Here is a 22,707-nt window from a genome sequence, read left to right as displayed (position 1 = left end):
ATGCTGCAACTCGTCGACGTCCGCACCGGGTACGGGCGGTCGCAGGTGATCCACGGCGCCAGCATCGAGGTTCCCACGGACGGGGTGGCCGCGGTGATGGGACACAACGGCGCGGGGAAGACGACGCTGCTGCGGGCGGCGGTCGGGCTGCTCAAGTGCACCGCCGGGCGGGTGATGTTCGGCGATGAAGACATCACCAAACTGCGCCCCAGCGCGCGGGTGGCCCGCGGGCTGGCGTACGTCCCGCAGGGCCAGCAGTCGTTCGGCCAGCTGACCACCGCGGAGAATCTCCAGGTGGTGGCCGACGGCCGCAAGAACGGCAAGCAGCTGATCGACGAACAACTCGATCTGTTCCCGGCGCTCAAGGAACTGTTGGCCCGCCGCGCCGGCCTGCTCTCCGGCGGACAACGGCAGCAGCTCGCGATCGCCAGGGCGTTGATCACCAGCCCGAAGTGCCTGATCCTCGACGAACCCACCGAAGGCATCCAGCCGTCCGTCGTCGCCGAGATCGAGGGCGCGATCACCGCCTTGACCGCACGCGGTGACCTCGGTGTGCTGCTCGTCGAACAACACATCGGGTTCGCACTGGAATCGTCGCAGCGTTACTACATCCTCGAAGCCGGCCGCATCACCTCCAGCGGCACCGGAGGTTCGGCCTCGGAGGCCGACGTGCGGGCGGCGATGGCGATCTAAGCTGGCGATCTGAGCTGCTGTCGGCGCCGTCGACGCGCCCTAGCCCAAGCGCGACACAACCTCTGCCACCACGCCTTCCCGCGCCACCTCGGTCTGGTCACCGTTCGTCAGGGACTTCACCTTCACCGCGGTGCCACCAGGGTCGGCAATCAGCGCGATCGACGCACCCGTCCGGTCCGCCGACTTGAGGGCCGCCTTGAGGCTGCGATCGCCGTAGGCGACGTCGACGCGCACACCGGCCCGGCGCAGCTCCGCCGCCAGGACGGCGATGTCGACCTTGGCGTCGGGCTCCGACGGGATGCAGTACACATCGCAGCTGGACGTGTGCCCCGCGGTCTTGCCCTCCGCGCGCAAGGCCAGCACGGTGCGGTCGACCCCCAGGCCGAACCCGATGCCCGACACGTCGTGGCCGCCCAGTCGCCGCATCAGCCCGTCGTAGCGACCGCCACCGCCAATCCCGGATTGCGCGCCGAGCCCGTCGTGGACGAATTCGAAGGTGGTTTTGGTGTAGTAGTCCAGCCCGCGCACCATCCGCGGGTTGATGACGAACGGCACACCGAGCGCCTGCAGGTGGGTCTGCACCGTCTCGAAATGTGCTTTGGCGCTGTCGGACAGGTGGTCGAGCATCACCGGCGCGTCGGCGGTCATCTCCCGCACATGCGGGCGCTTGTCGTCGAGGACCCGCAGCGGGTTGATTTCCGCCCGGCGGCGGGTCTCCTCGTCGAGGTCGAGCCTGAACAGATAGTCCTGCAACAGTTCCCGGTATTGCGGCCGGCAGGTGTCGTCGCCGAGTGAGGTGAGCTCGAGCCGGAAGCCGTCGAGCCCCAGCGACCGGAACCCGGCGTCGGCGACCGCGATCACCTCGGCGTCGAGCGCTGGATCGTCCACCCCGATGGCCTCGACGCCGACCTGCTGCAGTTGGCGGTACCGCCCCGCCTGTGGCCGTTCGTAGCGAAAGAACGGTCCTGAGTAGCAGAGCTTGACGGGCAGCGCACCCCGGTCGAGCCGGTGCTGGATCACCGCGCGGATCACCCCGGCGGTCCCTTCGGGGCGCAGCGTCACCGACCGGTCGCCGCGGTCGGCGAAGGTGTACATCTCCTTGCTGACTACATCCGTGGACTCGCCCACACCGCGCGCGAACAGCGCGGTGTCCTCGAAGATCGGGAGCTCCACATCCCCGTAGCCGGCCCGGCGCGCGGCGGCCAGCAGCCCGTCGCGGACGGTGACGAACTGCGCCGACTCGGGCGGGAGGTAATCCGGAACGCCCTTGGGCGCCTGGAACGCGGTCTCGGTCACAGTCTGAGCCCTTCGAGGAACGGGTTGGTGCGGCGTTCGGCGCCGATCGTGGATCTCGGGCCGTGCCCGGGCAGCACCACGGTGTCGTCGTCGAGCACCAACAGTTTGGTCAGGATCGAACCGAGCAGGTCCCGTCCGCTGCCGCCGGGCAGATCGGTGCGGCCGACGGAACTGCGGAACAGGGTGTCCCCGGTCAGCGCCACCTGTGCGCCGTCGGCCCGCAGCCGGAACACCACCGACCCGCGGGTGTGGCCGGGCGTGTGGTCGACGGTCACCGTCATACCGCCGAGGCCCAGCGTCTGGCCGTCGCGGTCGAGTTCGATCACCTGCCGCGGCTCGCGCAACAACGTGCTCAACAGCAGCTGCCCCACCCTGGGGCCGAAACCCTTGATCGGATCGGTCAGCATGAACCGGTCCTCGGGGTGGATGTACGCCGGGCAGCCGTAGGTGTCGGCGACCTTCTGCGCCGACCAGATGTGATCGATGTGACCGTGCGTCAACAACACCGCCGCCGGAGTGAGGCGGTGGTCGTCGAGGAGGCGGCGCAGCGGCGCCATCGCCCGCTGACCCGGGTCGACGACGATGGCGTCCGACCCCGGCCGCGGGGCGAGCACGTAGCAGTTGCACGCCAACATGCCCGCCGGAAATCCGGTGATCAACACGTATGCCAGTTTCCCATGCCAGGCCCGGTGCCCCGTTTCCAGCGGGTCGTTCACCAGACCCTCAGCAAGTTTTGGCACACTCGGTGCCGACCGGGCGCGGGGATGACCGCGCAGACGAGGAGGACAGCGGCGGTGCCGACCAACGAACAGCGACGCGAAGCGGCCAAACGCAAACTCGAACGGCAACTCGAACGCCGGGCCCAGCAGGCGCGCAAGCGGCGGATCGCGACGATCGCCGGTTCGGCGGTGGCGGCGGTCGTGGTGATCGCAGCCATCATCGCGACCGGCGTGCTCACCAACAGCGACTCCTCGGACACCACCGCATCGGCGCAGACACCCACCTCGACCACCTCCGGGGCGCCCGCCCAGCCGGTCGCCGGCGGCCAGCTGCCGGCGTTCGCGCCGCCCGCCGATCTGGGCGCCGACTGCCAGTACCCCGCGGCCGAGCCGGCAAGCAAGCAGGTCAACCCGCCACGCACCGGCACGGTGCCCACCGACCCCGCCGAGGTCAGCGTCAGCATGTCCACCAACCAGGGAAACCTCGGCCTGCTGCTGGACAACGCCAAGGCACCGTGCACCGTCAACAGCTTCGCCAGCCTCGCGCAGCAGGGATACTTCAACGACACGCCGTGTCACCGACTGACCACCAGCCCGACACTGTCGGTGCTGCAGTGCGGCGACCCCACCGGCGAGGGCACCGGCGGACCGGGATACCAGTTCGCCAACGAGTACCCGACGAACCAGTATCAGCCGGACAACCCGGCACTGCAGGAAGCGGTGCTCTACCCGCGCGGAACGCTGGCGATGGCCAACGCCGGACCCGACACCAACGGCAGCCAGTTCTTCCTGGTCTACCGGGATTCGCAGCTACCGCCCGGCTACACCGTGTTCGGCCGGATCGATGACACCGGCCTGGCCACTCTGGACAAGATCGCCGCAGCCGGCGTCGAAGGCGGCGGTCAGGACGGCGCCCCTGCACAAGACGTGCAGGTCAAGACGATCCTGCTCGACTGATGAGCTACCCGCCGGGGCCTTACCTCGCACCGCCGGCGTATCCGCCAGGTCACCGCGGCGGGTATCCGGGTCCGCGCAGCACCAATTCCTGGGCCGTCGCGGCGCTGGTGTGCGCGTTCCTCTTCGCGCCGCTGGGCATCGCCTTCGGGCACCTGTCGCTGTCCCAGATCAAAAGGTCCGGCGAGGACGGCCGCGGCCTCGCGCTCGCCGGCCTGATCATCGGATACGTCATGACGGCGCTGACCATCCTCGTCGTCGTCTTCAGCCTCTTGTTCCTGGTGGCAGTCACCCAACACGTCGATGAAGTGCGCCTCAACGACGGCGGCCCCATTCGCAGCGCCGCGCCGCCCTCGGGCGACGGGCTGCCCGCCTTCGTCGCCCCGCGGAACCTCGGGGCCAACTGCCAGTACCCGAAGGGCAACCAGCCCGCCAGCTCACCCGTCAGGCCGCCGCGCAGCGGACGAGTGCCGACCGACCCGGCCCGGGTCAGTGCCAGCGTGTCGACCACTCAGGGCAACATCGGGCTGGAGCTCGACAACGGCAAGTCGCCCTGCACGGTGAACAATTTCGCCAGCCTGGCGCAGCAGGGCTACTTCGACGGCACGACCTGCCACCGCTTGGCCACCGCCCGCGCCATGAAGGTGCTGCAGTGCGGGGACCCGACCGGCACTGGCGCGGGCGGGCCGGGCTACCACTTCCCGAACGAATACCCGACCAATCAATACCGGTTGTCCGATCCCGGGCTGCGACGCCCCCTCGTGTACCCGCGCGGCACGCTGGTGATGGCGAACGCCGGCCCCGGCACCAACGGCAGCCAGTTCATGCTCGTCTACGGGGACACACTGGTGCCGCCGACCTACACCGTGTTCGGGACCGTGGACGGCACGGGCCTGGCGACGCTCGACAAGATCGCTGCGCGCGGGGTCGCCGGTGGCGGTGAGGACGGAAAGCCCGCTGCGGAGGTCACGATCACCAGCGCGCGCCTCGACTAGCCCCGGGCGCGCCGGGCGGGTCAAACATCCGGTCAACGCCCTCCATGCCGGCGCGCTGACCCGGCTGCTCAGGCCGCGCTGGTCACCCGGTAGACGTCGTAGACCCCTTCGACGTTGCGCACCACCTGCAGCAGGTAGCCCAGGTGCTTGGGGTCGCCCATCTCGAACGTGAAGCGGCTGATCGCCACCCGGTCGTTGGACGTGGTCACCGATGCCGAGAGGATGTTCACCTTCTCGTCGGCGAGCACCCGGGTGACGTCGGAGAGCAGACGGTGCCGGTCGAGCGCCTCCACCTGGATGGCCACCAGGAACACCGAGGACGGCGACGGCGCCCACGTGACGTCGATGATGCGTTCGGCCTGCTCCTGTAGCGAGGACGCGTTGGTGCAGTCGGTGCGATGCACGCTGACCCCGCCGCCGCGGGTGACGAAGCCCATGATCTGGTCCCCCGGCACCGGGGTGCAGCACTTGGCCAGCTTGGTCAGGACGCCCGGCGCGCCGGGCACCGACACACCCGTGTCGTCGGTGCTGCGCTGACGGATCGGCATGGTCGCCGGGGTGGACCGTTCGGCGAGTTCATCCTCGGCGGCCTCGTTGCCACCGAACTGGGCGAGCAGCCGCTGCACCACGTGGCGCGCCGAGACGTGGCCCTCACCCACCGCGGTGTAGAGGGCCGAGACGTCGGCGTAACGCAATTCACGCGCCAGCGACGCCATCGACGCGGCATTCATCAAGCGCTGCAAGGGTAGTCCACCTCGGCGCACCTCACGGCCGATCGCGTCCTTACCAGCTTCGAGCGCCTCCTCCCGGCGTTCCTTGGCGAACCACTGGCGGATTTTGGCCTTCGCGCGCGGCGAGACCACGAAGGTCTGCCAGTCCCGCGACGGACCCGCTCCCTGGGCCTTGGAAGTGAAGATCTCGACGACCTCACCATTTTCGAGTTTGCGCTCCAGCGCGACCAACCGGCCGTTGACCCGGGCGCCGATACAGCGGTGGCCCACCTCGGTGTGCACGGCGTAGGCGAAGTCGACCGGCGTCGACCCGGCCGGCAGCGTGATCACGTCGCCCTTCGGCGTGAACACGAAGATCTCCTGGACCGCGAGATCGTAGCGCAGCGACTCCAGGAACTCGCCCGGGTCGGCGGCCTCCCGCTGCCAGTCGAGGAGCTGACGCATCCACGCCATGTCATCGATCTCGGCTGCGGTGTGGCCGGCCGGCACACCGTTGCGCCCCTTGGCTTCCTTGTAGCGCCAATGCGCGGCGATACCGTACTCGGCGGTGCGGTGCATGTTGCGGGTGCGGATCTGCACCTCGAGCGGTTTACCCTCCGGCCCGACGACCGTGGTGTGCAGCGACTGGTACACGCCGTAGCGCGGTTGGGCGATGTAGTCCTTGAACCGCCCGGCCATCGGTTGCCACAGCGAGTGCACGACACCGACCGCGGCGTAGCAGTCGCGGATCTCGTCGCACAGGATCCGCACACCCACCAGATCGTGGATGTCGTCGAAGTCGCGGCCCTTGACGATCATCTTCTGGTAGATCGACCAGTAGTGCTTGGGGCGTCCCTCGACGGTCGCGTTGATCTTGGACTTCGTCAAGGTGTTGACGATCTCGGAGCGCACCTTCGCCAGATAAGTGTCGCGCGACGGCGCACGGTCGGCGACCAGGCGCACGATCTCGTCGTACTTCTTCGGATGCAGGATCGCAAACGACAGGTCCTCTAGTTCCCACTTGACGGTCGCCATCCCCAGCCGATGGGCAAGCGGGGCAATGACTTCCAGCGTCTCGCGGGCCTTGCGGGCCTGCTTTTCGGGCGGCAGGAACCGCATGGTGCGCATGTTGTGCAGACGGTCGGCGACCTTGATCACCAGCACGCGAGGATCGCGCGCCATCGCGATGATCATCTTGCGGATCGTCTCGCCCTCGGCGGCGGACCCCAGCGCCACCTTGTCGAGTTTGGTGACGCCGTCGACGAGGTGGCCAACCTCGGACCCGAACTCGGCAGTCAGCGCATCGAGGGTGTACCCGGTGTCTTCGACGGTGTCGTGCAGCAGCGCTGCGATCAGCGTGGTGGTGTCCATCCCCAGTTCGGCGAGAATGTTGGCCACCGCCAGCGGATGGGTGATGTAGGGGTCACCGGAGCGGCGCATCTGGTCGGCATGCCGCTGGTTGGCGACCTCGTAGGCGCGCTGCAATAGCGTCAGGTCGGCCTTGGGGTAAAACTCCCTGTGCACCGCCACCAGCGGTTCGAGCACCGGATTGACGGTGCTGCGCTGTGCGGTCATCCGGCGGGCGAGGCGGGCGCGGACCCGTCGTGAGGCGCTCGACGACGCTTTCGCAGCGTCCGCCCTGGGTGACTCGGCCGGCGTCTGGGATTCGGGGATGTCGGCGATCGGGAGTGGCGCGGTGAGCGGCGAGGTCGTGGTCGTGTCGTCAGCCATCAGTACACCTCCTCGCCACTTACGCTCCAGCCGCGCAGACCTCGAGGATATCCCTCACACCGTGTAGAGGCTGCTGACCGGCAGCGGTTGCACCACCTCACGTCCGCCGAGGGCGGTCAGCTCCAGCACCACCGCGGCACTGCGCACCATGGCGCCGCCGCTGGTGAGGAGTCGATTCGTGGCCGCGACGGTACCGCCGGTCGCGAGAACATCGTCGATGATCACGACGGTGCGCCCGGCGATGTCGATTCCCTCGGCGGGGATCTCCAGCGTGGCCGTGCCGTATTCCAGGTCGTAGGTCTGCGAATGCACCGGAGGCGGCAGCTTGCCGCCCTTGCGCACCGCGAGCACACCAGTGCCCAGCCGCAGGGCGACCGCGGCGCCCAGCAGGAAACCGCGGGCGTCGATACCGGCAACCAGGTCGACGCCCTCGGCGGTCTCGGCAAGCGCATCGGTGACCCCGACCAGTCCCGCGGCGTCGGCGAGCAGCGGTGTCAGATCCTTGAACTGGATCCCGGGTTGGGGAAAGTCGGGCACCTCGCGCATCAATGACTCGATCGCTCGGGAGATGTCGGTGCCCATCCCACGGTCGCTTCGCTGCTGCCCACCGGTCACCGTGACAACCTCCAGCGGTCCATGTTCCAGCCGGCGCCCCAGCGGGTGGGGTTGCCGATCACCGCGTACATCTTCGACGAGGTGAGCAGTGTGCGCTGCTGACGGTACAGCGGCAGGGTCGGCATGTCGGCCCACAGCATCGGCGCACCCTCGCCGAGCAGCCGGGCGAGTTCCTTGGGATCGGAGCTGACCGCCAGCGCGCCGATGATTCCGTCGATGCGCGGGTTCGAGTATCCGCTGAGGTTGTTTCCATTACCGGAGTGCAGCGCGTAGGCGTCCATTGCCGACGATCCGGTCGAACCACTGCCGGGCGCGCCACCGGTGCTGGCAAGCAGGACGTCGATCTCGTCGGCGCGCAAGGTCAACGGTCCGACGGCCGGACCGGCGGCGTCCACCACGCTGATACCAGCAGGCTCACAGGCCTTGGCGATCGCACCGACAGTCGCGGCCAGCCTGGCGTTGGGGCTCTGGTAGCCGATCCGCACCGTCAGCGGGCGGTTCCCCAGCGTGTCGCGGGCGGCGTTCGGGTTCGCGACGCTGAACTGCCCCACCTCGCCGGTGGCCTCCGCGACGGCGAAGGCATCCTCGTCGGCCGGATTGAGCCGTGAGTTGGCGACGGGAACCTCGGCGTTGCGGGCGATGACGTCGCGCGGTGTGCACAATGCCAGAGCGCGCCGCGCCGGCGGCGCAGCCAGCGGACCGCGTGGGGCGAAGATCAGCTGTTCGACACCCGAGGAAGGGCTGTCGGCGCGGACGTAGTCCTCGGGCATGTTGAGGGTGCCCGAAGAGCCGGCGGCGATGTCGACGACGTCGTAGGCACCCTCGTTCACCCGCTCCTGGATGTCGGCACCGCGCGGCCACACCGTGATCCGGTTCGTCACCGGTTCGGTGCCCCACCACTTGTCGTTGGCCACCAGGATGACGGCGCCGTCGTCGGTCACCGACTCCAATTTGTACGGCCCCGAGGAGGGGAACTTCTTCAGGTCGTCGGCGTTCATGCCGGGCTCGAGGTCCCAGGTGGTGTTCCAGCCCTCGGCGATGCGCTCGACGACCGGCAGGTCGCCGTTCGTCAGCGCGGCGGTGACGTCGACCCCGAGTTCGTCGGCGAGGACGTGTGAGGGCATCAGCGCCGTCGCGCTGAACAGCTGCCCGAAGTCGACGAATCCGCGGTCCGGCGCGAACGACACCCGTGCGCGTTTCTGACCGGGCGCGCACTCCACCGACACGACGTCGCTGTAGCCGGCCCGGTTGGCAGCGTCGAACTGCGGGAAGCGTCCGGACTGCGATGCCCACGCGAGTACGAGGTCGTCACAGGTCACCGGCTTGCCGTTGGAGTAGACCGCCTTGTCGCTGATCTGGTAGTCGAGCACGAGCGGCGCGCGGCCGACCACGGCGATGGTGCCGAAGTCGTGGTCACCGACGATCTGGCCTTCTGGGCCGTGGTAGTTGAAGCCGGTCAGCGCGCGGGCGAACGCCTGCGGGCCGCCCGACGCCGCTCCGGCCACGGTGTTGGTGTTGTAGCTCACCAGCGCCCCGTCCACGGCGTAGTTGACCGCGTCCGCGGCGCTGTCGCCACAGGACGACAACGCGGCGGCCGTCAGGGTGGCGACCGCCGCCGCCGTGGCGGCCCGCCGGATCCGTGCAGGCATCGGGCCTACCCGCCGCGCGGGGCGCGCTTACCCGCGGGGCGGCTGGGCTTGCTGGTAGGTCGCGACGGTTTCGCACCGGGCGCCGGCTTGTTCGCCGGCGGCGTGGTGGCCGCCTTTACCGTCGTGGCAGCCGCCACCTTCTCCGGTTCGGCGTCTTTGGCGTCTTCGGCGTCCTCCTCGACCGGCGCGGTGACCGGCGCCGAGCGACCACCCGGCTTACGCCGGTTGAGCACGCGGCGGGTGTGGTCACGCACCAGCTGGGTGCGTTCGCGCAGCGACACCAGCAGCGGGGTGGCGAAGAAAATCGACGAGTAGGTCCCGACGATCACACCGACCAGCTGGACGAGCGCCAGGTCCATCAGCGTGCCGACGCCCAGCAGCCACACCGCGATGACCATCAGCGCGATGATCGGCAGCACCGAGATGAGGCTGGTGTTGATCGAGCGCATGAACGTCTGGTTGACCGCGAGGTTGGCCTGTTCGGCGAAGGTGCGCCGGGTCGTGTGTTCGAAGCCGTTCGTGTTCTCTTCCACCTTGTCGAACACGATCACCGTGTCGTAGAGCGAGAAGCCGAGGATCGTGAGCAGGCCGATCACCGTGGCCGGACTCACCTCGAACCCCACCAGGGAGTACACGCCGGCGGTGACGATCAGGTCGAAGAACAACGTGGCCATCGCCGAGATCGCCATCCAGCGTTCGTAGCGAATCCCGATGTAGAGCGATGCCAGCACCAGGAACACTGCCAGCGCGATCAGTGCCTTTTCGGTGATCTGGCCGCCCCACGTCTCGGACACCGCGGAGTCACTGATCGCCTGGTCGCTGGGCCGTCCATTCTCGCCGAGGGGCTGGAAACGCTCGAACAGCGCGGTGCGGAGCTCGGTGGCCTCCTCGTTGGTCAGCGTCTCCGACCGGATCTGTACGGTCGCCGAGCTGCCGCTGCCGACCGTCACCACCGATTCGGGTGCCTTGCCGAGGGTTTCGCTGAAGACGGTCTCGACCTGGGTTACCTCGGCGTTACCGTTGGCACCGGCCACCGGCATCGAGACCTTGGTGCCGCCTTCGAAGTCGATGCCGAAGGTGAAGCCGCGAATCAGGATGCTGGCCAGCGCAATGAGGACGATCACGCCGCTGACCGCGTACCACATCTTGCGACGCCCGATGACCTCGAAGGCGCCGGTGCCCGTGTAGAGCCGGACGAAGAAGCCGTGTTTGGGCGCCGTGTCGGTACCCCCGGTTTTCGCCGTGTCTGCGCTCTGGTCTACAGCGGGCTTCTGTCTAGCCGCCATTGCCTATCCCCGTCCCGCGGTCGCGTGTGCGGCCGCCCGTCGTTCCCGCGCGATCTGCTGGACCGCGCCGAGGCCGTTGAACTTCGGTTTCGCCGCCCATGTCGTCTTGGAGGCCAGGTAGACCAACGGCCATGTGACCAGGAACACCACGACGACGTCGAGGATCGTGGTGAGCCCGAGGGTGAACGCGAAGCCCTTGACCTGGCCGACGGCCAGGAAGTACAGCACCGCCGCGGCGAGGAACGTCACCGCGTTGCCGGACACGATCGTCTTGCGCGCTCTGGCCCAACCACGCGGCACCGCCGACCGGAACGAGCGTCCTTCGCGGATCTCGTCCTTGATGCGTTCGAAGAACACGACGAAGGAGTCCGCGGTGGTGCCGATACCGATGATCAGACCGGCGATACCGGCCAAGTCGAGGGTGTAGTTGATGTAGCGGCCGAGCAGCACCAGGATCGCGAACACCATGGCCCCGGAGGCCACCAGTGACAACGCGATCAGCACGCCGAGCAGGCGGTAGTACAGCAGCGAGTACAGCAGCACCGCCGCCAGACCGATCGCACCGGCGATCAGTCCGGCCTTCAGCGAGGCCAGCCCCAGCGTCGCCGACACCGTCTCCGCTTCCGACGATTCGAACGACAGCGGCAGTGAGCCGTACTTGAGGACGTTGGCGAGTTCACGCGCGGAATCCGCGGTGAAGCGGCCGGTGATCTGGGTCCGGCCACCGGGGATGGCTTCCTGGATCTCGGGAGCGCTGACCACACGGGAGTCCAGGGTGAACGCGGTCTGGGTGCCGACATTGGCTGCGGTGAAATCCGCCCAGATCTTGGCCGCATCGTCGTCGAACTCGAGGTCGACGACGTACTCGCCGCGCTGGGGGTCCAGACCCGAGGACGCGTTGGCGATCTGCTCACCGCTGATGATCGACTTGTTCAGCAGGTAGACGGTCTGGCCGTCGGTCGAACAGGTGATCAGCGGCAGGTTCGGGTCGTCGTTGCCGGCGAGCACGTCGTCCTCGCCGCAGCGGGTGGCCTGGAACTGCAGTGCCACCAGCTGGATGGACGGATCGGTGCTCTGGCGCAGTTGCTTCTCGTCGGCGATACGCTGGGCGAGGTCCGCACGCTCGTCGGGCGCAGCCGGTACGGGGGACGGCGCAGGTGCGGCCGGCCCGCCCGGCGCGGGGGCAGGATCGGTCGGCGAAGGGGCCGGCTGCTGTGGGTAGGGCCGGGGTTGCGGCGCCGGTGGCGGGTCGGCGGGCGGCGGCGCGTCGCCCGGCTGGGGCACCAGGCCGGGGATTCCCGGCAGGCCTGGCGCCTGGCCGGGCGGCGCCGGCTGGCCGGGCTGGGCGGGTCCTTCGCCGCCCGGTTGGCCGCCCTGCGCGGCGGCAGGCTGTGCCTGCATCGCATGCACCACAGGGCGGATGTAGAGCCGTGCCGTCTGACCGAGGTTGCGGGCCTCGCTGCTGTCGTTCCCGGGCACGGTGATGACCAGGTTCTCGCCGTCGATGACGACTTCGGAACCCGAAACCCCCAACCCGTCGACGCGCGCGCTGATGATCTCCTGGGCCTGGGCCAGCGATTCCCGGGTCGGCGGGGAGCCGTCCGGCGTTCGCGCGGTCAGGGTGACGCGGGTGCCGCCCTGCAGGTCTATACCCAGCTTCGGGTCGGCCTCCTTGTCACCGGTCAGGAAGACCAGGAGGAAGGCGCCTACCAGCAGTACCAGGAAGAGCGACAGATAGCGGGCAGGATGTACCGGCGCCGAAGACGATGCCACGTTGCTTGGGTCCCCTCGGATTTCAGTTCGTCAGCACCGCAAAGGGTACGTGCGGCTGCTGAGGGCTTGCTGTCAGTTTCCCTGTGGTCAGTCCCGCTTGGACCGCCCAGGATCGGACGCCTTATCGACGACGGGGCTTTCGAACACCTCGGTGGCTGCCGCATCGACGGCGTCGAGTTCGTCGCCGGGATCGATGCGGTCCCGCACCGCGAGCTTCATCCACGTCGTGACGACGCCCGGAGCGATCTCCAGGTGGACGTCGTCATCAGTGATGCCGGTGATGGTGCCCTGCAGCCCGGAGGTGGTGTGGATGCGGTCGCCCACCTGAAGAGAATTGTGCAGGTCAATGGTGGCCTGCATCGCCTTCTTCTGGCGGCGGGAGGCGAAGAACATGAAGGCGCCCATGATGATGAGCAGGGGTAGGAATACGACCAGATCCATGGCAGCAAGCGTCTTTCGGTTCGAGGTGTTCGCGGTCACGGCGCCCTTGATCCCCCCGGAAAACAGGCGCCTCGTAGTTGACCAGTGTGCCATTGTCCGCGCCGTAACCGGGATGCCCGGTCACGCGGGGACGGTTGCGCAACCCCGACCCCGCGGAAATCGCACAATTCGTGGGCGCTTGCTGCGTAATCCCCACTGAAGCGCTCCCCGGACGTTTGTTTCCCGCCGCAGGCCGCCGTCGGGGCGACCAGGGCCCGTGCGTGCCGCAGCACCGCCACCCACGTGAGGCAGGAGTCCTTGACGTGAACGCCCTCGAACAGACCGCCACCTCGCCACGCACGGCGGGATGGTCGAGACGCCGACGGTAACCGGCTGATCGAACTGGGCCTCGGCATCGCGGTCACCACGACCGGCAACCCGGCACCCCGGTAATCGAGGCGGTCGCCGCGCAAGCCGCAGGGACCTGTCGATGTACCGGCTGGAGGACTACACCCGCATCACGCACGCCGTGGCCCATATCGGCTGAGACAGCAGGGAGCCCGGTCGTCACCCCTCGGGATTGTCGACCACCGGGATCTCTCTTCGACCGCTGCTAGTGGTGAGTCAGCGTGCGGTTGCGCCCACCACGGTGAAACATGTCGCGCAGGCCGCGCCCGCGCTTCACCGGCTCGTGCTGGGCCGTCGCCTGGATCGGCGCGTTGGCGCCGACCGGCCCCGCAGTGGGCTGCGGACCGGTGTGCGTCATCGGAGCGGCGGCATGCTGCTCGGTGGTCAGCGGCCGCTGCGCGTACTCGACGTCGCGGACGCTGCGGACGGACAGCCGGCCGAGCGCGAGCGCACCGAGGAAGACGATCAGTGCGCCGAGCCCGTAGAAGTAGGTGAGCTCCAGCCACACCCGCTTGGTGTCGGTTCCGGCGACCGGAGTACCGGCGTTGCCCAGGCCCAGCGGACCGGCCAGCGCTCGACCGATGACGAACCAGGCACCCGCGGCGACGGTCAGCCATGCACCCAGCGACGCGGTGGCGCGGTTACGCGACATCAACAGCAGCAGGCCACCGGCGACGGCGACTGCGCCGGGCAGCACTTCCAGCCAGCCTCTGGCATTCGTCCACGTCCACGGCTCGTCCGGGGTGAACGCGAAGTCGAAATACGGCCCGAGGAAGGGAACGAGCGCGCCCCACAGGCCGAGCAGGATGAGTAGGAACCCGCTGATCGCGCCGCGGCTGCGGGGAATCTTCATGCGGCCGCCGCGCGGTTCGTCCGGGCGTTGGGAACCGATCATTGTTGCCTCCTCTGTCGTGGGAACCGAGTACCCGACTGCGCGCCGGTGTAATCCGAATACGCTGCACCTATGGGGTCCACACCGACCGCTGCACAGCAACCACTCACCGACGTGTCGGAACGCTGGCCCGACGCTGCGATGCTCTGACCGCCGACGAAGTGGGCGACGCCAACCCGGTGCGATGAGTACGTCCGGGCTCTGCTCGCCCATGTCCGCCGCAGCTGTGCGAAGGCGTGCGAGCGCCCCCGACACCGCCTAAGCCGGTCAGCTGAACCTGCCGGACATGTTCACCCGCACGATCCTGACCCCGGTGCCGACCGGATCGCCCGAAGCGGCAGTACACGCTGCTGCCGCTGCGGCGGTGATCGTCACGTACGCCACCGATCGCCAGTTGCTGGGCTTGTCTAGTCAGGCCCCCACGCTCTCCACGCGCACGACCGGTGGGATGGCGAGCAGCCGAGAAGAGCCCCATTGCGTCCCCGAGGGTGCTGGGTCGCTCCGGTGCGCCGACGAGATCGGCGGTGATCGCCGTACCGGCTCAGACGAGACCGCAGACGCCGCCGATCCGGATGGTGCGGCTGCCTATACCTGCCCTCCTCACTCGAAGAGCTCCTCACTCGAAGAGCTCAGCCTGGCCCAACCCGGTGAAACCACTTGGTGGGGTAAGCCCGAGGTGCGTCCAGGCCAAGGCTGTGGCGACGCGACCGCGCGGGGTGCGGGCGAGCATCCCGGCGCGCACCAGGAACGGTTCGCACACCTCTTCGACGGTGGTGGCCTCCTCCCCCACCGCGACGGCCAGCGTCGAGACGCCAACCGGTCCGCCGCCGAAGCTTCGGGTCAACGCCGACAGCACCGCGCGGTCGAGCCGGTCGAGACCGAGTTCGTCGACGTCGTAGACCGCCAGCGCCGCCTTGGCGATGTCGCGGGTGATGACGCCGTCGGCGCGCACCTCGGCGTAGTCGCGGACCCGGCGCAGCAGCCGGTTGGCGATCCTCGGTGTGCCACGGGAGCGCTGGGCGATCTCGGCGCTGGCCTCGGCGCCGAGGTGGATGCCGAGGATGCCCGCCGAGCGGGCCAGCACCCGTTCGAGTTCGGCGGGCTCGTAGAAGTCCATGTGGGCGGTGAAACCGAACCGGTCACGCAGCGGACCGGTCAGCGCACCGGACCGGGTGGTGGCGCCCACCAGGGTGAACGGCGCCACCTCCAGCGGAATCGACGTCGCGCCGGGGCCTTTCCCGACGACGACGTCGACCCGGAAATCCTCCATGGCGAGGTATAGCATCTCCTCGGCCGGCCGCGCGATCCGGTGGATCTCGTCGATGAACAGCACGTCGCCCTCCACCAGATTGGACAGCATCGCCGCCAGATCCCCGGCCCGTTCCAGCGCCGGACCCGACGTCACCCGCAGCGAGGACGAGAGCTCGGCGGCGATGATCATCGCCAGCGACGTCTTGCCCAGACCCGGCGGACCGGACAGCAGGATGTGGTCCGGTGTGCCGCCGCGGTTCTTGGCGCCCTCGAGCACCAGCTGCAGCTGCTCACGCACCCGCGGCTGGCCGATGAACTCCCCCAGCGACCGCGGCCGCAGGCTGGCGTCGATGTCGCCCTCGCCGACGGTCAGTGCCGCCGAGACGTCGCGGTCGTCGGCCTCGGCATCCTCCTCGAAGCGGCCCATGTCAGGTCTGATCTTCGCGTGAGCGGCTCATCGCTGGCTACTTCTTCCCCAGCATCGACAACGCCGCCCGCAACGCGCTCGAGGTGGTGGCGTCCGGATCCGCGGCCAGGACCTTGTCGCACGCCTCCTCGGCGTGTTTGGCCGGGAAACCGAGGCCCACCAGGGCTTCGACGACGGGACCGCGCACGGCATGGCCACCGACGGCGGTCGCCGCTGCGCCGGTGGTGACCGGGCCGATCTTGTCCCGCAGTTCGAGCACCATCCGCTCGGCGCCGCGTTTGCCGATGCCGGGCACCCTCGTCAGCGCGGTGATGTCGCCGTCGGCCAGCGCCTGGCGCAGCGTCGGCGCGTCGTACACCGCCAGCGTCGCCAACGCGATCTTCGGTCCCACACCCGATACGCCCAGCAGCGTGCCGAACAGGTCACGGGCGTCGGCGTCGGCGAACCCGTACAGCGTCATCGAATCCTCGCGCACGATCATCGCGGTGACCAGCCGCGATTCCGCACCGCGGCGCAGCGTGGCCAGCGTCGACGGGGTGGCCATCACCTTGTAGCCGACACCGGCGGCCTCGATCACCGCATGGTCCAGCGCGATGTCGATCACCTCACCGCGCACCGAGGCGATCACCTGGCCGCCCTGAGCTTGGCCTGATACGTGCGGCGCTGCTCGGCGGCCATCGCCGCCGCGGCAGCCATCCGCGCGATCATCGGGGCCCGCCAGCAATGGCAGATCGCCAGCGCCAGCGCGTCGGCGGCGTCCGCCGGCGTCGGCTTCGCCTGCAACGCAAGAATTCTCGTCACCATCTCGGTCACCTGCGCCTTGTCGGCGCGACCGTTGCCGGTGACCGCGGCCTTGACCTCACTGGGCGTGTGGAAATGCACGTCGATCTCCCGTTTGGCCGCGGCCAGTGCGATCACCCCGCCCGCCTGGGCGGTCCCCATGGCGGTGTTGGCGTTGTGGTTGGCGAACACCCGCTCGATCGCGATGACGTCGGGCCGGTGGGTGTCCATCCAGTGCTCCACGGTGTCGCTGATGATCAGCAGCCTGCGGTGCAATTGCTCGTCGGAAGGGGTGCGCACCACGTCGACGTCGAGCGCGATCACCTTCCGGCCCTGCCCGCTTTCGATCACCGAAAGCCCACAGCGCGTCAACCCGGGATCGACTCCCATCACCCGCACGGCAAGCCCCTTCGTGAGAACATGTGTTCGACAACACTAGCGGGCGAGCGTGCGGGGATATCCGCGACACACCGCCCAGGTGTACGGGCGAAGATGCTGTGGCGTGATCCCGGCGGGGACACTTCACCGTCTTCTCGTCGGCCACGTCATCGCCGCCGCGGGTGACCACTACCTTCCACGCATGCCGCAGAACTCCCCCGAGGGGCCAGGATCGAGCGCGCTGTGAAATCTCCCACGGCCGCCGTGGCCGGTGTACCGACCATGCCGTCGCGTTCGGATCCGTGACCTCGGTCATGGCGCCATCATCGCCGATCAGCGCCGGCTCAGCGGCGCAATCACGGTGACCTGGCGATGTGACGAGTCGCGCCCATGCCGCTACCTTCGGGATCGACCGTCGAACCCGAGCAGTGGAGCAGATGCCCCGATGCCCGAAGAGACCGAACTCCAATCCGCCACCGACCTCGCCGTCACCCTCAGTTGGGTGGCCGGCGCCGTGGTCGTCGCCTATCTTGTGGGCATCCTGCTCACCTGGGTGTTGTCGCGGGTCGCCCGCCGAAGCCACATCGTCAAGGACATCGAGGTGTGCACCCGGCTACCGATCCGGGCGATCCTGATGGTGATGGCGGCGACGATCGCCGTGCAGCGCACCGCCGACGCGGCGACCACCTGGCGCGGCTGGGTGGACCACAGCTTGGTGATCGCGCTGATCGCGACGGTCACCTGGCTGATCACCGGCCTTGTAAAAGTGGCCGAGCGTCAGGTGATCTCGCGCTTCGGCGGCGGCGACGCCGGATTGACCGACGCCGACCGCCACCGCAGGAGGGTGCGAACGCAGGTGACCGTGCTGCGCCGGCTGGCAATCGCGATCGTCGTCGTCCTCGGGTCCGCCGCGATCCTGATGACCTTCCCCGCCTTCAGCGACATCGGCGCCACGCTGTTCGCCTCGGCCGGTGTGCTTTCGGTGGTCGCCGGTCTGGCCGCGCAGACCTCGCTGGGCTCGGTGTTCGCCGGGCTGCAGATCGCGTTCTCCGACGCCATCCGGGTAGGGGACGTGGTGGTGCTCGAAGAAGAATGGGGCCGCATCGAGGAAATCACGCTGACCTACGTAGTGGTCCGGGTCTGGGACGAACGCCGCCTGGTCCTGCCCTGCACCTACTTCACCACCACGCCGTTCCAGAACTGGACGCGCAGCGCCACCGAGATCATGGGGACCGTCGAGCTGGACGTCGACTTCTCGGTGCCCTTCGACGACATGCGTGCCGAGTTGGACCGCCTGCTTGCCCAGAGCAACCAGTGGGACGGCCGCAGCGGCGTCCTGCAGGTGACCGGCGCGGTCGGCGGGTTCGTGCGGGTGCGGGTCCTGGTCAGCGCCCCGGACGCCAGCGCGCTGTGGGATCTGCAGTGCGCGGTGCGCGAGGGTCTGGTCGACTGGATCCGGCGTACCCACGGCACGGCCCCTAGGTACCGGCTGGAGACCAGCCGACCGGCACCGAAGCGCCCCGACACCACCGGCGGCGAAACCAGGCGGGTCGGCTCGGCGGTGTTCTCCGGCAGCCCGGAGGCCGATGCCCGCGCCCGCGACTTCGCCGGGTCAAACGGGGACGGCCGCAACTAGCTAGCTAAGCTAGCTGTGAGCCGTTCAGAAGGACGAGTGCGGCGCCCCGATCCCCGGGTCGATCTTCGCCGGACCGGCCGCCGTCGGCGCCACCGGGAAGTCGAAGATGGCCGTCGGGATGTACACGGTCGCACAGGCATTCGGGATGTCCACCACACCGGACAGCCGCCCCTCGATCGGCGCGGCGCCCAGCAGCAGGTAGGCCTGCTCGGGACTGTAGCCGAACCTCGTCAGGTAGTCGATCGCGTGCAGGCAGGCGCGCTGATAGGCCAGATGCGAGTCCAGGTACCGCTGTTCGCCGTCTAGGGTGACCGACGTCCCGGAGAACGCCAGCCATTCGGAGTACTGCGGGTCGGTGTTGCCGGGCATGAAGATTGCGTTCTCGCTGACCCCGTAGGTCTCCATCCCGCCGGGGATCACGTCGACGCGCAGATCGATGAAGCCGCCCATCTCGATGGCGCCGCAGAAGGTGATCTCACCGTCGCCCTGGGAGAAGTGCAAGTCGCCGACGGACAGGTTCGCGCCGTCGACGAACACCGGGTAGAAGATCCGGCTGCCCTTGGTGAGGTTCTTGATGTCCTGGTTTCCGCCGTTCTCCCGCGGCGGCGCGGTGCGGGCGGCTTCGGCGGCGGCCTTCGCGAACGCGTCACCGGTGAGGCTGCCGAGGATTGCGTCCCGCGGTTCCGGCGGCAGCGCCAACGGCGGCACCCGGTCCGGATCGGTGGCGATCAGCGCGGCCTCACGGGTGTTCCACCTCGACAGCAGGTCACGCGACGGCGCGGTGCCGATCAGACCGGGATGGACGATGCCGGTGAACTGGACCCCCGGCACATGCCGGGAGGTCGCCTTCTGCCCGGAGAAATCCCAAATCGCCTTGTACGCATCGGGGAACTGTTCGGTGAGGAATCCGCCGCCGTTGCGGGTGGCGAAGATCCCGGTGTAGCCCCAGCCCTGTCCGGCCAGCGGGCCGGAGTCCTCCTGCGGAATTGGACCGACGTCAAGGATGTCGACGATCAGCAGGTCACCCGGTTTGGCGCCTTCGACAGCGATCGGACCGGACAGCGTGTGCACGGTGGTCAGCGGCGCGTTGAGGATGTCGTCAGCCGAATCGTCGTTGTGGATGGCACCGTCGAACCACTCCCGGCAGTGCACCCGGAAGGAGTCGCCCTTCTTCACCGTCACCGCGGCCGGGATGTCGGGGTGCCAGCGGTTGTGCCCGACCTTCTCCTGATCGGTGAACTTCCTGGTGGAGTCGAGCGGGAAGACAACGTCGGGCATGGGCTCCTCCTACGGTCGCGGAAGCTTGCGGTGCAGCGGGTTGGCACTGATCCTGCGCCGACGCGCCGCGGCCGGTGGTGCGGCGACGACCGAGGGGCGGTCGGCGGTGGCGCGGGTGGCGTCCTGCAACGCCATCGCCGCTCCGGCTGCCCCGCCGAGGCGCGGGGCCGCCATCGCCCGGCGCGCAGAACCGCCGCAGTCGGGACACTCGACGACGTCCGGACGGCTGCGCATCGAATGCATCTGCTGGGTGGTGCCGCATCCGGCTTCACAGCGAAAGACATAGAGAATCAAGGCATTTCCTCACTGCGCTCGAAGCCGGTGAGCCTCACCCTACCGAGGCTTCGCGCCGCTCGCGCGGCAGTCGGAGAACCCGACAGGCGCGTGGGCCAGGCGTTCCAGCTGCGCGACCACCCCGCCGACCTGTTCGGCACCACGACGACGATCAGGAAGAAGACCGCAGACGAGTAGACCGAAGCGTCATTCATGCCTGCGGCCTGATCGCAGGGGCGACCTACGTTTCGAGTTGGGCGAGGATCTCGTCGGGGATGTCGGCGTTGGTGTAGACGTCCTGCACGTCGTCGCTGTCCTCGAGGGCGTCGACGAGCTTCATCACCTTGCGGGCGCCGTCGGCGTCCAGCGGCACGGTGACCGACGGCTGGAAGCTGGCGTCGGCGGAATCGTAGTCGATGCCGGCGTCCTGCAGCGCGGTGCGCACGGCGACCAGGTCGGTCGGTTCGGAGATGACCTCGAAACTGTCGCCGAGGTCGTTGACCTCCTCGGCGCCCGCCTCCAGTACGGCCATCAGCACGTCATCCTCGGACAGGCCGTTCTTCTCCAGAGTCACCACGCCCTTGCGCGAGAACAGGTAGGACACCGAACCCGGGTCCGCCATGTTGCCGCCGTTGCGGGTCATCGCGACGCGCACCTCGCCGGCCGCGCGGTTGCGGTTGTCGGTGAGGCACTCGATGAGCACGGCAACCCCGTTGGGCCCGTAGCCCTCGTAGGTGATGGTCTGCCAGTCCGCGCCGCCGGCCTCTTCGCCTGCGCCCCGCTTGCGGGCCCGCTCGATGTTGTCGTTGGGCACCGAACTTTTCTTGGCCTTCTGGATGGCGTCGTAGAGCGTCGGGTTGCCGCCTGGGTCCCCGCCACCGGTGCGGGCCGCAACCTCGATGTTCTTGATCAGTTTGGCGAAGTTCTTACCCCTGCGGGCATCGATGATCGCCTTCTTGTGCTTCGTGGTCGCCCACTTGGAATGGCCACTCATCGGCGAACTACCTCTCTCGCTCAAGTTCAAAGTCCGGTGGTCGAGTCTACGTGCAGGGTGATTCAGGTGTGGTTGGTCGCGCCCGGCGCAACCCACGACACCGGAATCACGTCTCGGTGACCATGTCGACGAACAGTTTGTGCACCCGCCGGTCACCGGTCACCTCGGGGTGGAAGGACGTGGCCAGCATGCGGCCCTGCCGGACGGCAACGATGTGCGCGTCGGCGCGGCCCAGCACCTCGACGTCGTCACCGATGCGCTCGACCCACGGCGCCCGGATGAACACGGCGTGCACCGGAGAGTCCAAGCCCTCGAACGGGATGTCGCCTTCGAACGAGTCGACCTGACGCCCGAACGCGTTGCGCCGAACCGACATGTCGATGCCGTTCAACGGGGTGGCCTCGCGCCCGGGGGCACCGGCGTCGACGATCTCGCGGGCGAGCAGGATCATTCCGGCGCACGAACCGTAGGCCGGCATCCCGTCGGCGAGCCGAGCCCGCAACGGTTCGAGCAGTTCCAGTTCACGCAGGAGGTGACTCATCGCCGTCGACTCCCCGCCGGGAATCACCAGCGCGTCGATCGTTTCGAGTTCGGCGAGTCGGCGTACCTTGACCGCCTCGGCGCCCGCTTCCTGCAATGCAGCAAGGTGCTCACGGACGTCACCTTGCAGCGCGAGCACGCCGACGCGCGGCCTCATCGGCGGCCAGGGGCGAGGTCGCGCGGGTAACGAGTCAGCCCCTCTTGCATCACCGCCGCGACCAAATCGCCGTAGCGGTTGTAGATCTTGCCCTGCGTCAACGCCCGGCCCCCGCACGCCGAAGGCGATGACTGGTCGTAGAGCAGCCATTCGTCGGCGCGGAAGGGCCGCATGAACCACATCGCGTGGTCCAGTGACGCCACCATCAGGTGCTTACGCTCCTCTGAGTGGTTGACCTGGGCCGAACCCAACAGCGTCAGGTCGCTCATGTAGGCCAGCGCGCAGATGTGGAGCACATGGTCGTCGGGTAGCGGGTCGCGGTGCCGGAACCACACCTGCTGCTGGGACGCCTTACCCGCCACCTTCTTCAACTGGTCGCGCGGAATGATGCGGACGTCCCACTCGTCGAACTGCCGGAAGCTGGCATCCTCGAACACCTTGCTGGCCGACTTGAAATCGGGGATGTCGTCAGGCGGCGGCGCCACCGGCATGGCGTCCTGGTGCTCGATACCGCTCTGGTCGGTCTGGAAGGAGGCCGACATTGAGAAGATCGTCTCGCCGTGCTGGATGGCGCTGACCCGGCGGGTGCAGAAGGAGCCGCCGTCGCGAATCCGCTCGACGATGTAGATCGTCGGCGCACGTGCGTCACCGGGCCGCAGGAAGTACCCGTGCAGCGAGTGGACAAGATACTTGGATTCGACGGTTCGCACCGCCGACACTAGCGACTGTCCGGCGACGTGTCCGCCGAACGTTCGCTGTAGGAACCCGGACTCCGGGCTGAACACCCCGCCGCGGTAAATGTTGACCTCGAGCTGTTCGAGGTCGAGGATCTGCTCGATCGCCATTCGGTGA

23 protein-coding genes are annotated in these 22,707 nt (G+C 68.5%); 6 read left to right on the top strand and 17 right to left on the bottom strand.

Going from position 1 to position 22,707, the window contains the following annotated elements; all coding sequences use genetic code 11:
• Nucleotides 1–693 (top strand): urea ABC transporter ATP-binding subunit UrtE, encoded by a 693-nt coding sequence (gene urtE, locus G6N07_RS07975; protein ID WP_085190806.1) that lies wholly within the window; start codon nucleotides 1–3, stop codon nucleotides 691–693.
• Between the two features lie 39 nt (nucleotides 694–732).
• Here the strand turns inward: urtE and hisS are convergent, their stop codons facing one another.
• A complete protein-coding gene (hisS, locus tag G6N07_RS07970; RefSeq protein WP_085190808.1) occupies nucleotides 733–1,989 on the bottom strand; it encodes a histidine--tRNA ligase in 1,257 nt (418 codons plus the stop codon).
• Nucleotides 1,986–2,651, bottom strand: coding sequence for an MBL fold metallo-hydrolase (locus G6N07_RS07965; protein ID WP_085191143.1), 666 nt, complete (start codon nucleotides 2,649–2,651; stop codon nucleotides 1,986–1,988). The genes hisS and G6N07_RS07965 overlap by 4 nt, the downstream gene beginning before the upstream one ends.
• 132 nt (nucleotides 2,652–2,783) lie before the next feature.
• Here G6N07_RS07965 and G6N07_RS07960 point away from each other — a divergent pair, with 132 nt between their 5' ends.
• Both G6N07_RS07960 and G6N07_RS07955 read left to right on the top strand, forming a co-directional pair.
• On the top strand, nucleotides 2,784–3,665 hold the full coding sequence (locus G6N07_RS07960; protein ID WP_085191145.1) for a peptidylprolyl isomerase: 882 nt from the start codon (nucleotides 2,784–2,786) through the stop codon (nucleotides 3,663–3,665).
• Nucleotides 3,665–4,657 (top strand): peptidylprolyl isomerase, encoded by a 993-nt coding sequence (locus G6N07_RS07955; RefSeq protein WP_085190810.1) that lies wholly within the window; start codon nucleotides 3,665–3,667, stop codon nucleotides 4,655–4,657. The genes G6N07_RS07960 and G6N07_RS07955 overlap by 1 nt, the downstream gene beginning before the upstream one ends.
• A 68-nt stretch (nucleotides 4,658–4,725) precedes the next feature.
• Here the strand turns inward: G6N07_RS07955 and G6N07_RS07950 are convergent, their stop codons facing one another.
• From G6N07_RS07950 to ruvC, 10 genes are all read right to left on the bottom strand, one after another.
• A complete protein-coding gene (locus G6N07_RS07950; protein ID WP_085190812.1) occupies nucleotides 4,726–7,098 on the bottom strand; it encodes a RelA/SpoT family protein in 2,373 nt (790 codons plus the stop codon).
• Between the two features lie 54 nt (nucleotides 7,099–7,152).
• Entirely contained in the window at nucleotides 7,153–7,680 is a 528-nt protein-coding gene (locus tag G6N07_RS07945) for an adenine phosphoribosyltransferase (RefSeq protein WP_085190814.1), read from the bottom strand.
• A gap of 29 nt (nucleotides 7,681–7,709) precedes the next feature.
• Entirely contained in the window at nucleotides 7,710–9,362 is a 1,653-nt protein-coding gene (locus G6N07_RS07940) for an ABC transporter substrate-binding protein (RefSeq protein ID WP_085190815.1), read from the bottom strand.
• A 5-nt stretch (nucleotides 9,363–9,367) separates the two neighbouring features.
• A complete protein-coding gene (secF, locus tag G6N07_RS07935) occupies nucleotides 9,368–10,648 on the bottom strand; it encodes a protein translocase subunit SecF (protein ID WP_085190817.1) in 1,281 nt (426 codons plus the stop codon).
• A gap of 3 nt (nucleotides 10,649–10,651) precedes the next feature.
• Nucleotides 10,652–12,421, bottom strand: a complete 1,770-nt coding sequence (gene secD / locus G6N07_RS07930) for a protein translocase subunit SecD (protein WP_085190819.1) — start codon at nucleotides 12,419–12,421, stop codon at nucleotides 10,652–10,654.
• A gap of 87 nt (nucleotides 12,422–12,508) precedes the next feature.
• Nucleotides 12,509–12,862, bottom strand: coding sequence for a preprotein translocase subunit YajC (yajC, locus tag G6N07_RS07925; RefSeq protein ID WP_085190821.1), 354 nt, complete (start codon nucleotides 12,860–12,862; stop codon nucleotides 12,509–12,511).
• A gap of 592 nt (nucleotides 12,863–13,454) precedes the next feature.
• On the bottom strand, nucleotides 13,455–14,144 hold the full coding sequence (locus G6N07_RS07920; RefSeq protein ID WP_085190823.1) for a hypothetical protein: 690 nt from the start codon (nucleotides 14,142–14,144) through the stop codon (nucleotides 13,455–13,457).
• Between the two features lie 613 nt (nucleotides 14,145–14,757).
• Nucleotides 14,758–15,819 (bottom strand): Holliday junction branch migration DNA helicase RuvB, encoded by a 1,062-nt coding sequence (gene ruvB, locus G6N07_RS07915; protein ID WP_085190825.1) that lies wholly within the window; start codon nucleotides 15,817–15,819, stop codon nucleotides 14,758–14,760.
• A gap of 37 nt (nucleotides 15,820–15,856) precedes the next feature.
• Nucleotides 15,857–16,447 (bottom strand): Holliday junction branch migration protein RuvA, encoded by a 591-nt coding sequence (gene ruvA, locus G6N07_RS07910; RefSeq protein WP_085190827.1) that lies wholly within the window; start codon nucleotides 16,445–16,447, stop codon nucleotides 15,857–15,859.
• Nucleotides 16,444–16,998: a crossover junction endodeoxyribonuclease RuvC gene (gene ruvC, locus G6N07_RS07905; protein ID WP_085190829.1), complete on the bottom strand. Its 555-nt coding sequence runs from the start codon at nucleotides 16,996–16,998 to the stop codon at nucleotides 16,444–16,446. The genes ruvA and ruvC overlap by 4 nt, the downstream gene beginning before the upstream one ends.
• Nucleotides 16,999–17,101: 103 nt before the next feature.
• Here ruvC and G6N07_RS20700 point away from each other — a divergent pair, with 103 nt between their 5' ends.
• Together G6N07_RS20700 and G6N07_RS07900 are read left to right on the top strand one after the other, a co-directional pair.
• A complete protein-coding gene (locus tag G6N07_RS20700) occupies nucleotides 17,102–17,224 on the top strand; it encodes a hypothetical protein (RefSeq protein WP_263858032.1) in 123 nt (40 codons plus the stop codon).
• 198 nt (nucleotides 17,225–17,422) lie between these two features.
• Entirely contained in the window at nucleotides 17,423–18,613 is a 1,191-nt protein-coding gene (locus G6N07_RS07900; protein ID WP_085190831.1) for a mechanosensitive ion channel family protein, read from the top strand.
• Nucleotides 18,614–18,637: 24 nt separating this feature from the next.
• Here the strand turns inward: G6N07_RS07900 and fmdA are convergent, their stop codons facing one another.
• Nucleotides 18,638–19,891, bottom strand: coding sequence for a formamidase (gene fmdA, locus G6N07_RS07895; RefSeq protein WP_085190833.1), 1,254 nt, complete (start codon nucleotides 19,889–19,891; stop codon nucleotides 18,638–18,640).
• Nucleotides 19,892–19,900: 9 nt separating this feature from the next.
• Nucleotides 19,901–20,125, bottom strand: a complete 225-nt coding sequence (locus tag G6N07_RS19825) for a zinc ribbon domain-containing protein (protein WP_163784137.1) — start codon at nucleotides 20,123–20,125, stop codon at nucleotides 19,901–19,903.
• Between the two features lie 3 nt (nucleotides 20,126–20,128).
• On the opposite strand from G6N07_RS19825, the gene G6N07_RS19955 reads away from it, so the two are divergent.
• Entirely contained in the window at nucleotides 20,129–20,362 is a 234-nt protein-coding gene (locus tag G6N07_RS19955) for a hypothetical protein (protein WP_220096649.1), read from the top strand.
• Between the two features lie 43 nt (nucleotides 20,363–20,405).
• Here the strand turns inward: G6N07_RS19955 and G6N07_RS07880 are convergent, their stop codons facing one another.
• The 3 genes from G6N07_RS07880 to tesB form a co-directional block, all read right to left on the bottom strand.
• Nucleotides 20,406–21,158: a YebC/PmpR family DNA-binding transcriptional regulator gene (locus G6N07_RS07880; RefSeq protein WP_085190835.1), complete on the bottom strand. Its 753-nt coding sequence runs from the start codon at nucleotides 21,156–21,158 to the stop codon at nucleotides 20,406–20,408.
• 106 nt (nucleotides 21,159–21,264) lie between these two features.
• Nucleotides 21,265–21,855 carry a pyridoxal 5'-phosphate synthase glutaminase subunit PdxT gene (pdxT, locus tag G6N07_RS07875; protein WP_085190837.1) on the bottom strand — a complete coding sequence of 197 codons (591 nt, stop codon included), beginning with the start codon at nucleotides 21,853–21,855 and terminating at the stop codon, nucleotides 21,265–21,267.
• Nucleotides 21,852–22,700 (bottom strand): acyl-CoA thioesterase II, encoded by an 849-nt coding sequence (tesB, locus tag G6N07_RS07870; protein WP_085190839.1) that lies wholly within the window; start codon nucleotides 22,698–22,700, stop codon nucleotides 21,852–21,854. Before tesB ends, pdxT begins: the two co-directional genes overlap by 4 nt.
• Between the last annotated feature and the right edge of the window lie 7 nt (nucleotides 22,701–22,707).

It is taken from the genome of Mycolicibacterium doricum (assembly GCF_010728155.1).
GTDB lineage: Bacteria > Actinomycetota > Actinomycetes > Mycobacteriales > Mycobacteriaceae > Mycobacterium > Mycobacterium doricum.
Note: the sequence above shows the minus strand (reverse complement) of the source record. Positions and strands in the feature narration are given on the sequence as shown.

Coding starts and splice junctions, on each gene's coding strand:
- urtE (WP_085190806.1), top strand. CDS start 1: ATGCTGCAACTCGTCGACGTCCGCACCGGGTACGGGCGGTCGCAGGTG.
- G6N07_RS07955 (WP_085190810.1), top strand. CDS start 3,665: ATGAGCTACCCGCCGGGGCCTTACCTCGCACCGCCGGCGTATCCGCCA.
- G6N07_RS07950 (WP_085190812.1), bottom strand. CDS start 7,098: ATGGCTGACGACACGACCACGACCTCGCCGCTCACCGCGCCACTCCCG.
- G6N07_RS07945 (WP_085190814.1), bottom strand. CDS start 7,680: ATGGGCACCGACATCTCCCGAGCGATCGAGTCATTGATGCGCGAGGTG.
- G6N07_RS07940 (WP_085190815.1), bottom strand. CDS start 9,362: ATGCCTGCACGGATCCGGCGGGCCGCCACGGCGGCGGCGGTCGCCACC.
- secF (WP_085190817.1), bottom strand. CDS start 10,648: ATGGCGGCTAGACAGAAGCCCGCTGTAGACCAGAGCGCAGACACGGCG.
- yajC (WP_085190821.1), bottom strand. CDS start 12,862: ATGGATCTGGTCGTATTCCTACCCCTGCTCATCATCATGGGCGCCTTC.
- G6N07_RS07920 (WP_085190823.1), bottom strand. CDS start 14,144: ATGATCGGTTCCCAACGCCCGGACGAACCGCGCGGCGGCCGCATGAAG.
- ruvB (WP_085190825.1), bottom strand. CDS start 15,819: ATGGGCCGCTTCGAGGAGGATGCCGAGGCCGACGACCGCGACGTCTCG.
- G6N07_RS07900 (WP_085190831.1), top strand. CDS start 17,423: ATGCCCGAAGAGACCGAACTCCAATCCGCCACCGACCTCGCCGTCACC.
- fmdA (WP_085190833.1), bottom strand. CDS start 19,891: ATGCCCGACGTTGTCTTCCCGCTCGACTCCACCAGGAAGTTCACCGAT.
- G6N07_RS19825 (WP_163784137.1), bottom strand. CDS start 20,125: ATGCGCAGCCGTCCGGACGTCGTCGAGTGTCCCGACTGCGGCGGTTCT.
- G6N07_RS19955 (WP_220096649.1), top strand. CDS start 20,129: ATGCATCTGCTGGGTGGTGCCGCATCCGGCTTCACAGCGAAAGACATA.
- G6N07_RS07880 (WP_085190835.1), bottom strand. CDS start 21,158: ATGAGTGGCCATTCCAAGTGGGCGACCACGAAGCACAAGAAGGCGATC.
- pdxT (WP_085190837.1), bottom strand. CDS start 21,855: ATGAGGCCGCGCGTCGGCGTGCTCGCGCTGCAAGGTGACGTCCGTGAG.
- tesB (WP_085190839.1), bottom strand. CDS start 22,700: ATGGCGATCGAGCAGATCCTCGACCTCGAACAGCTCGAGGTCAACATT.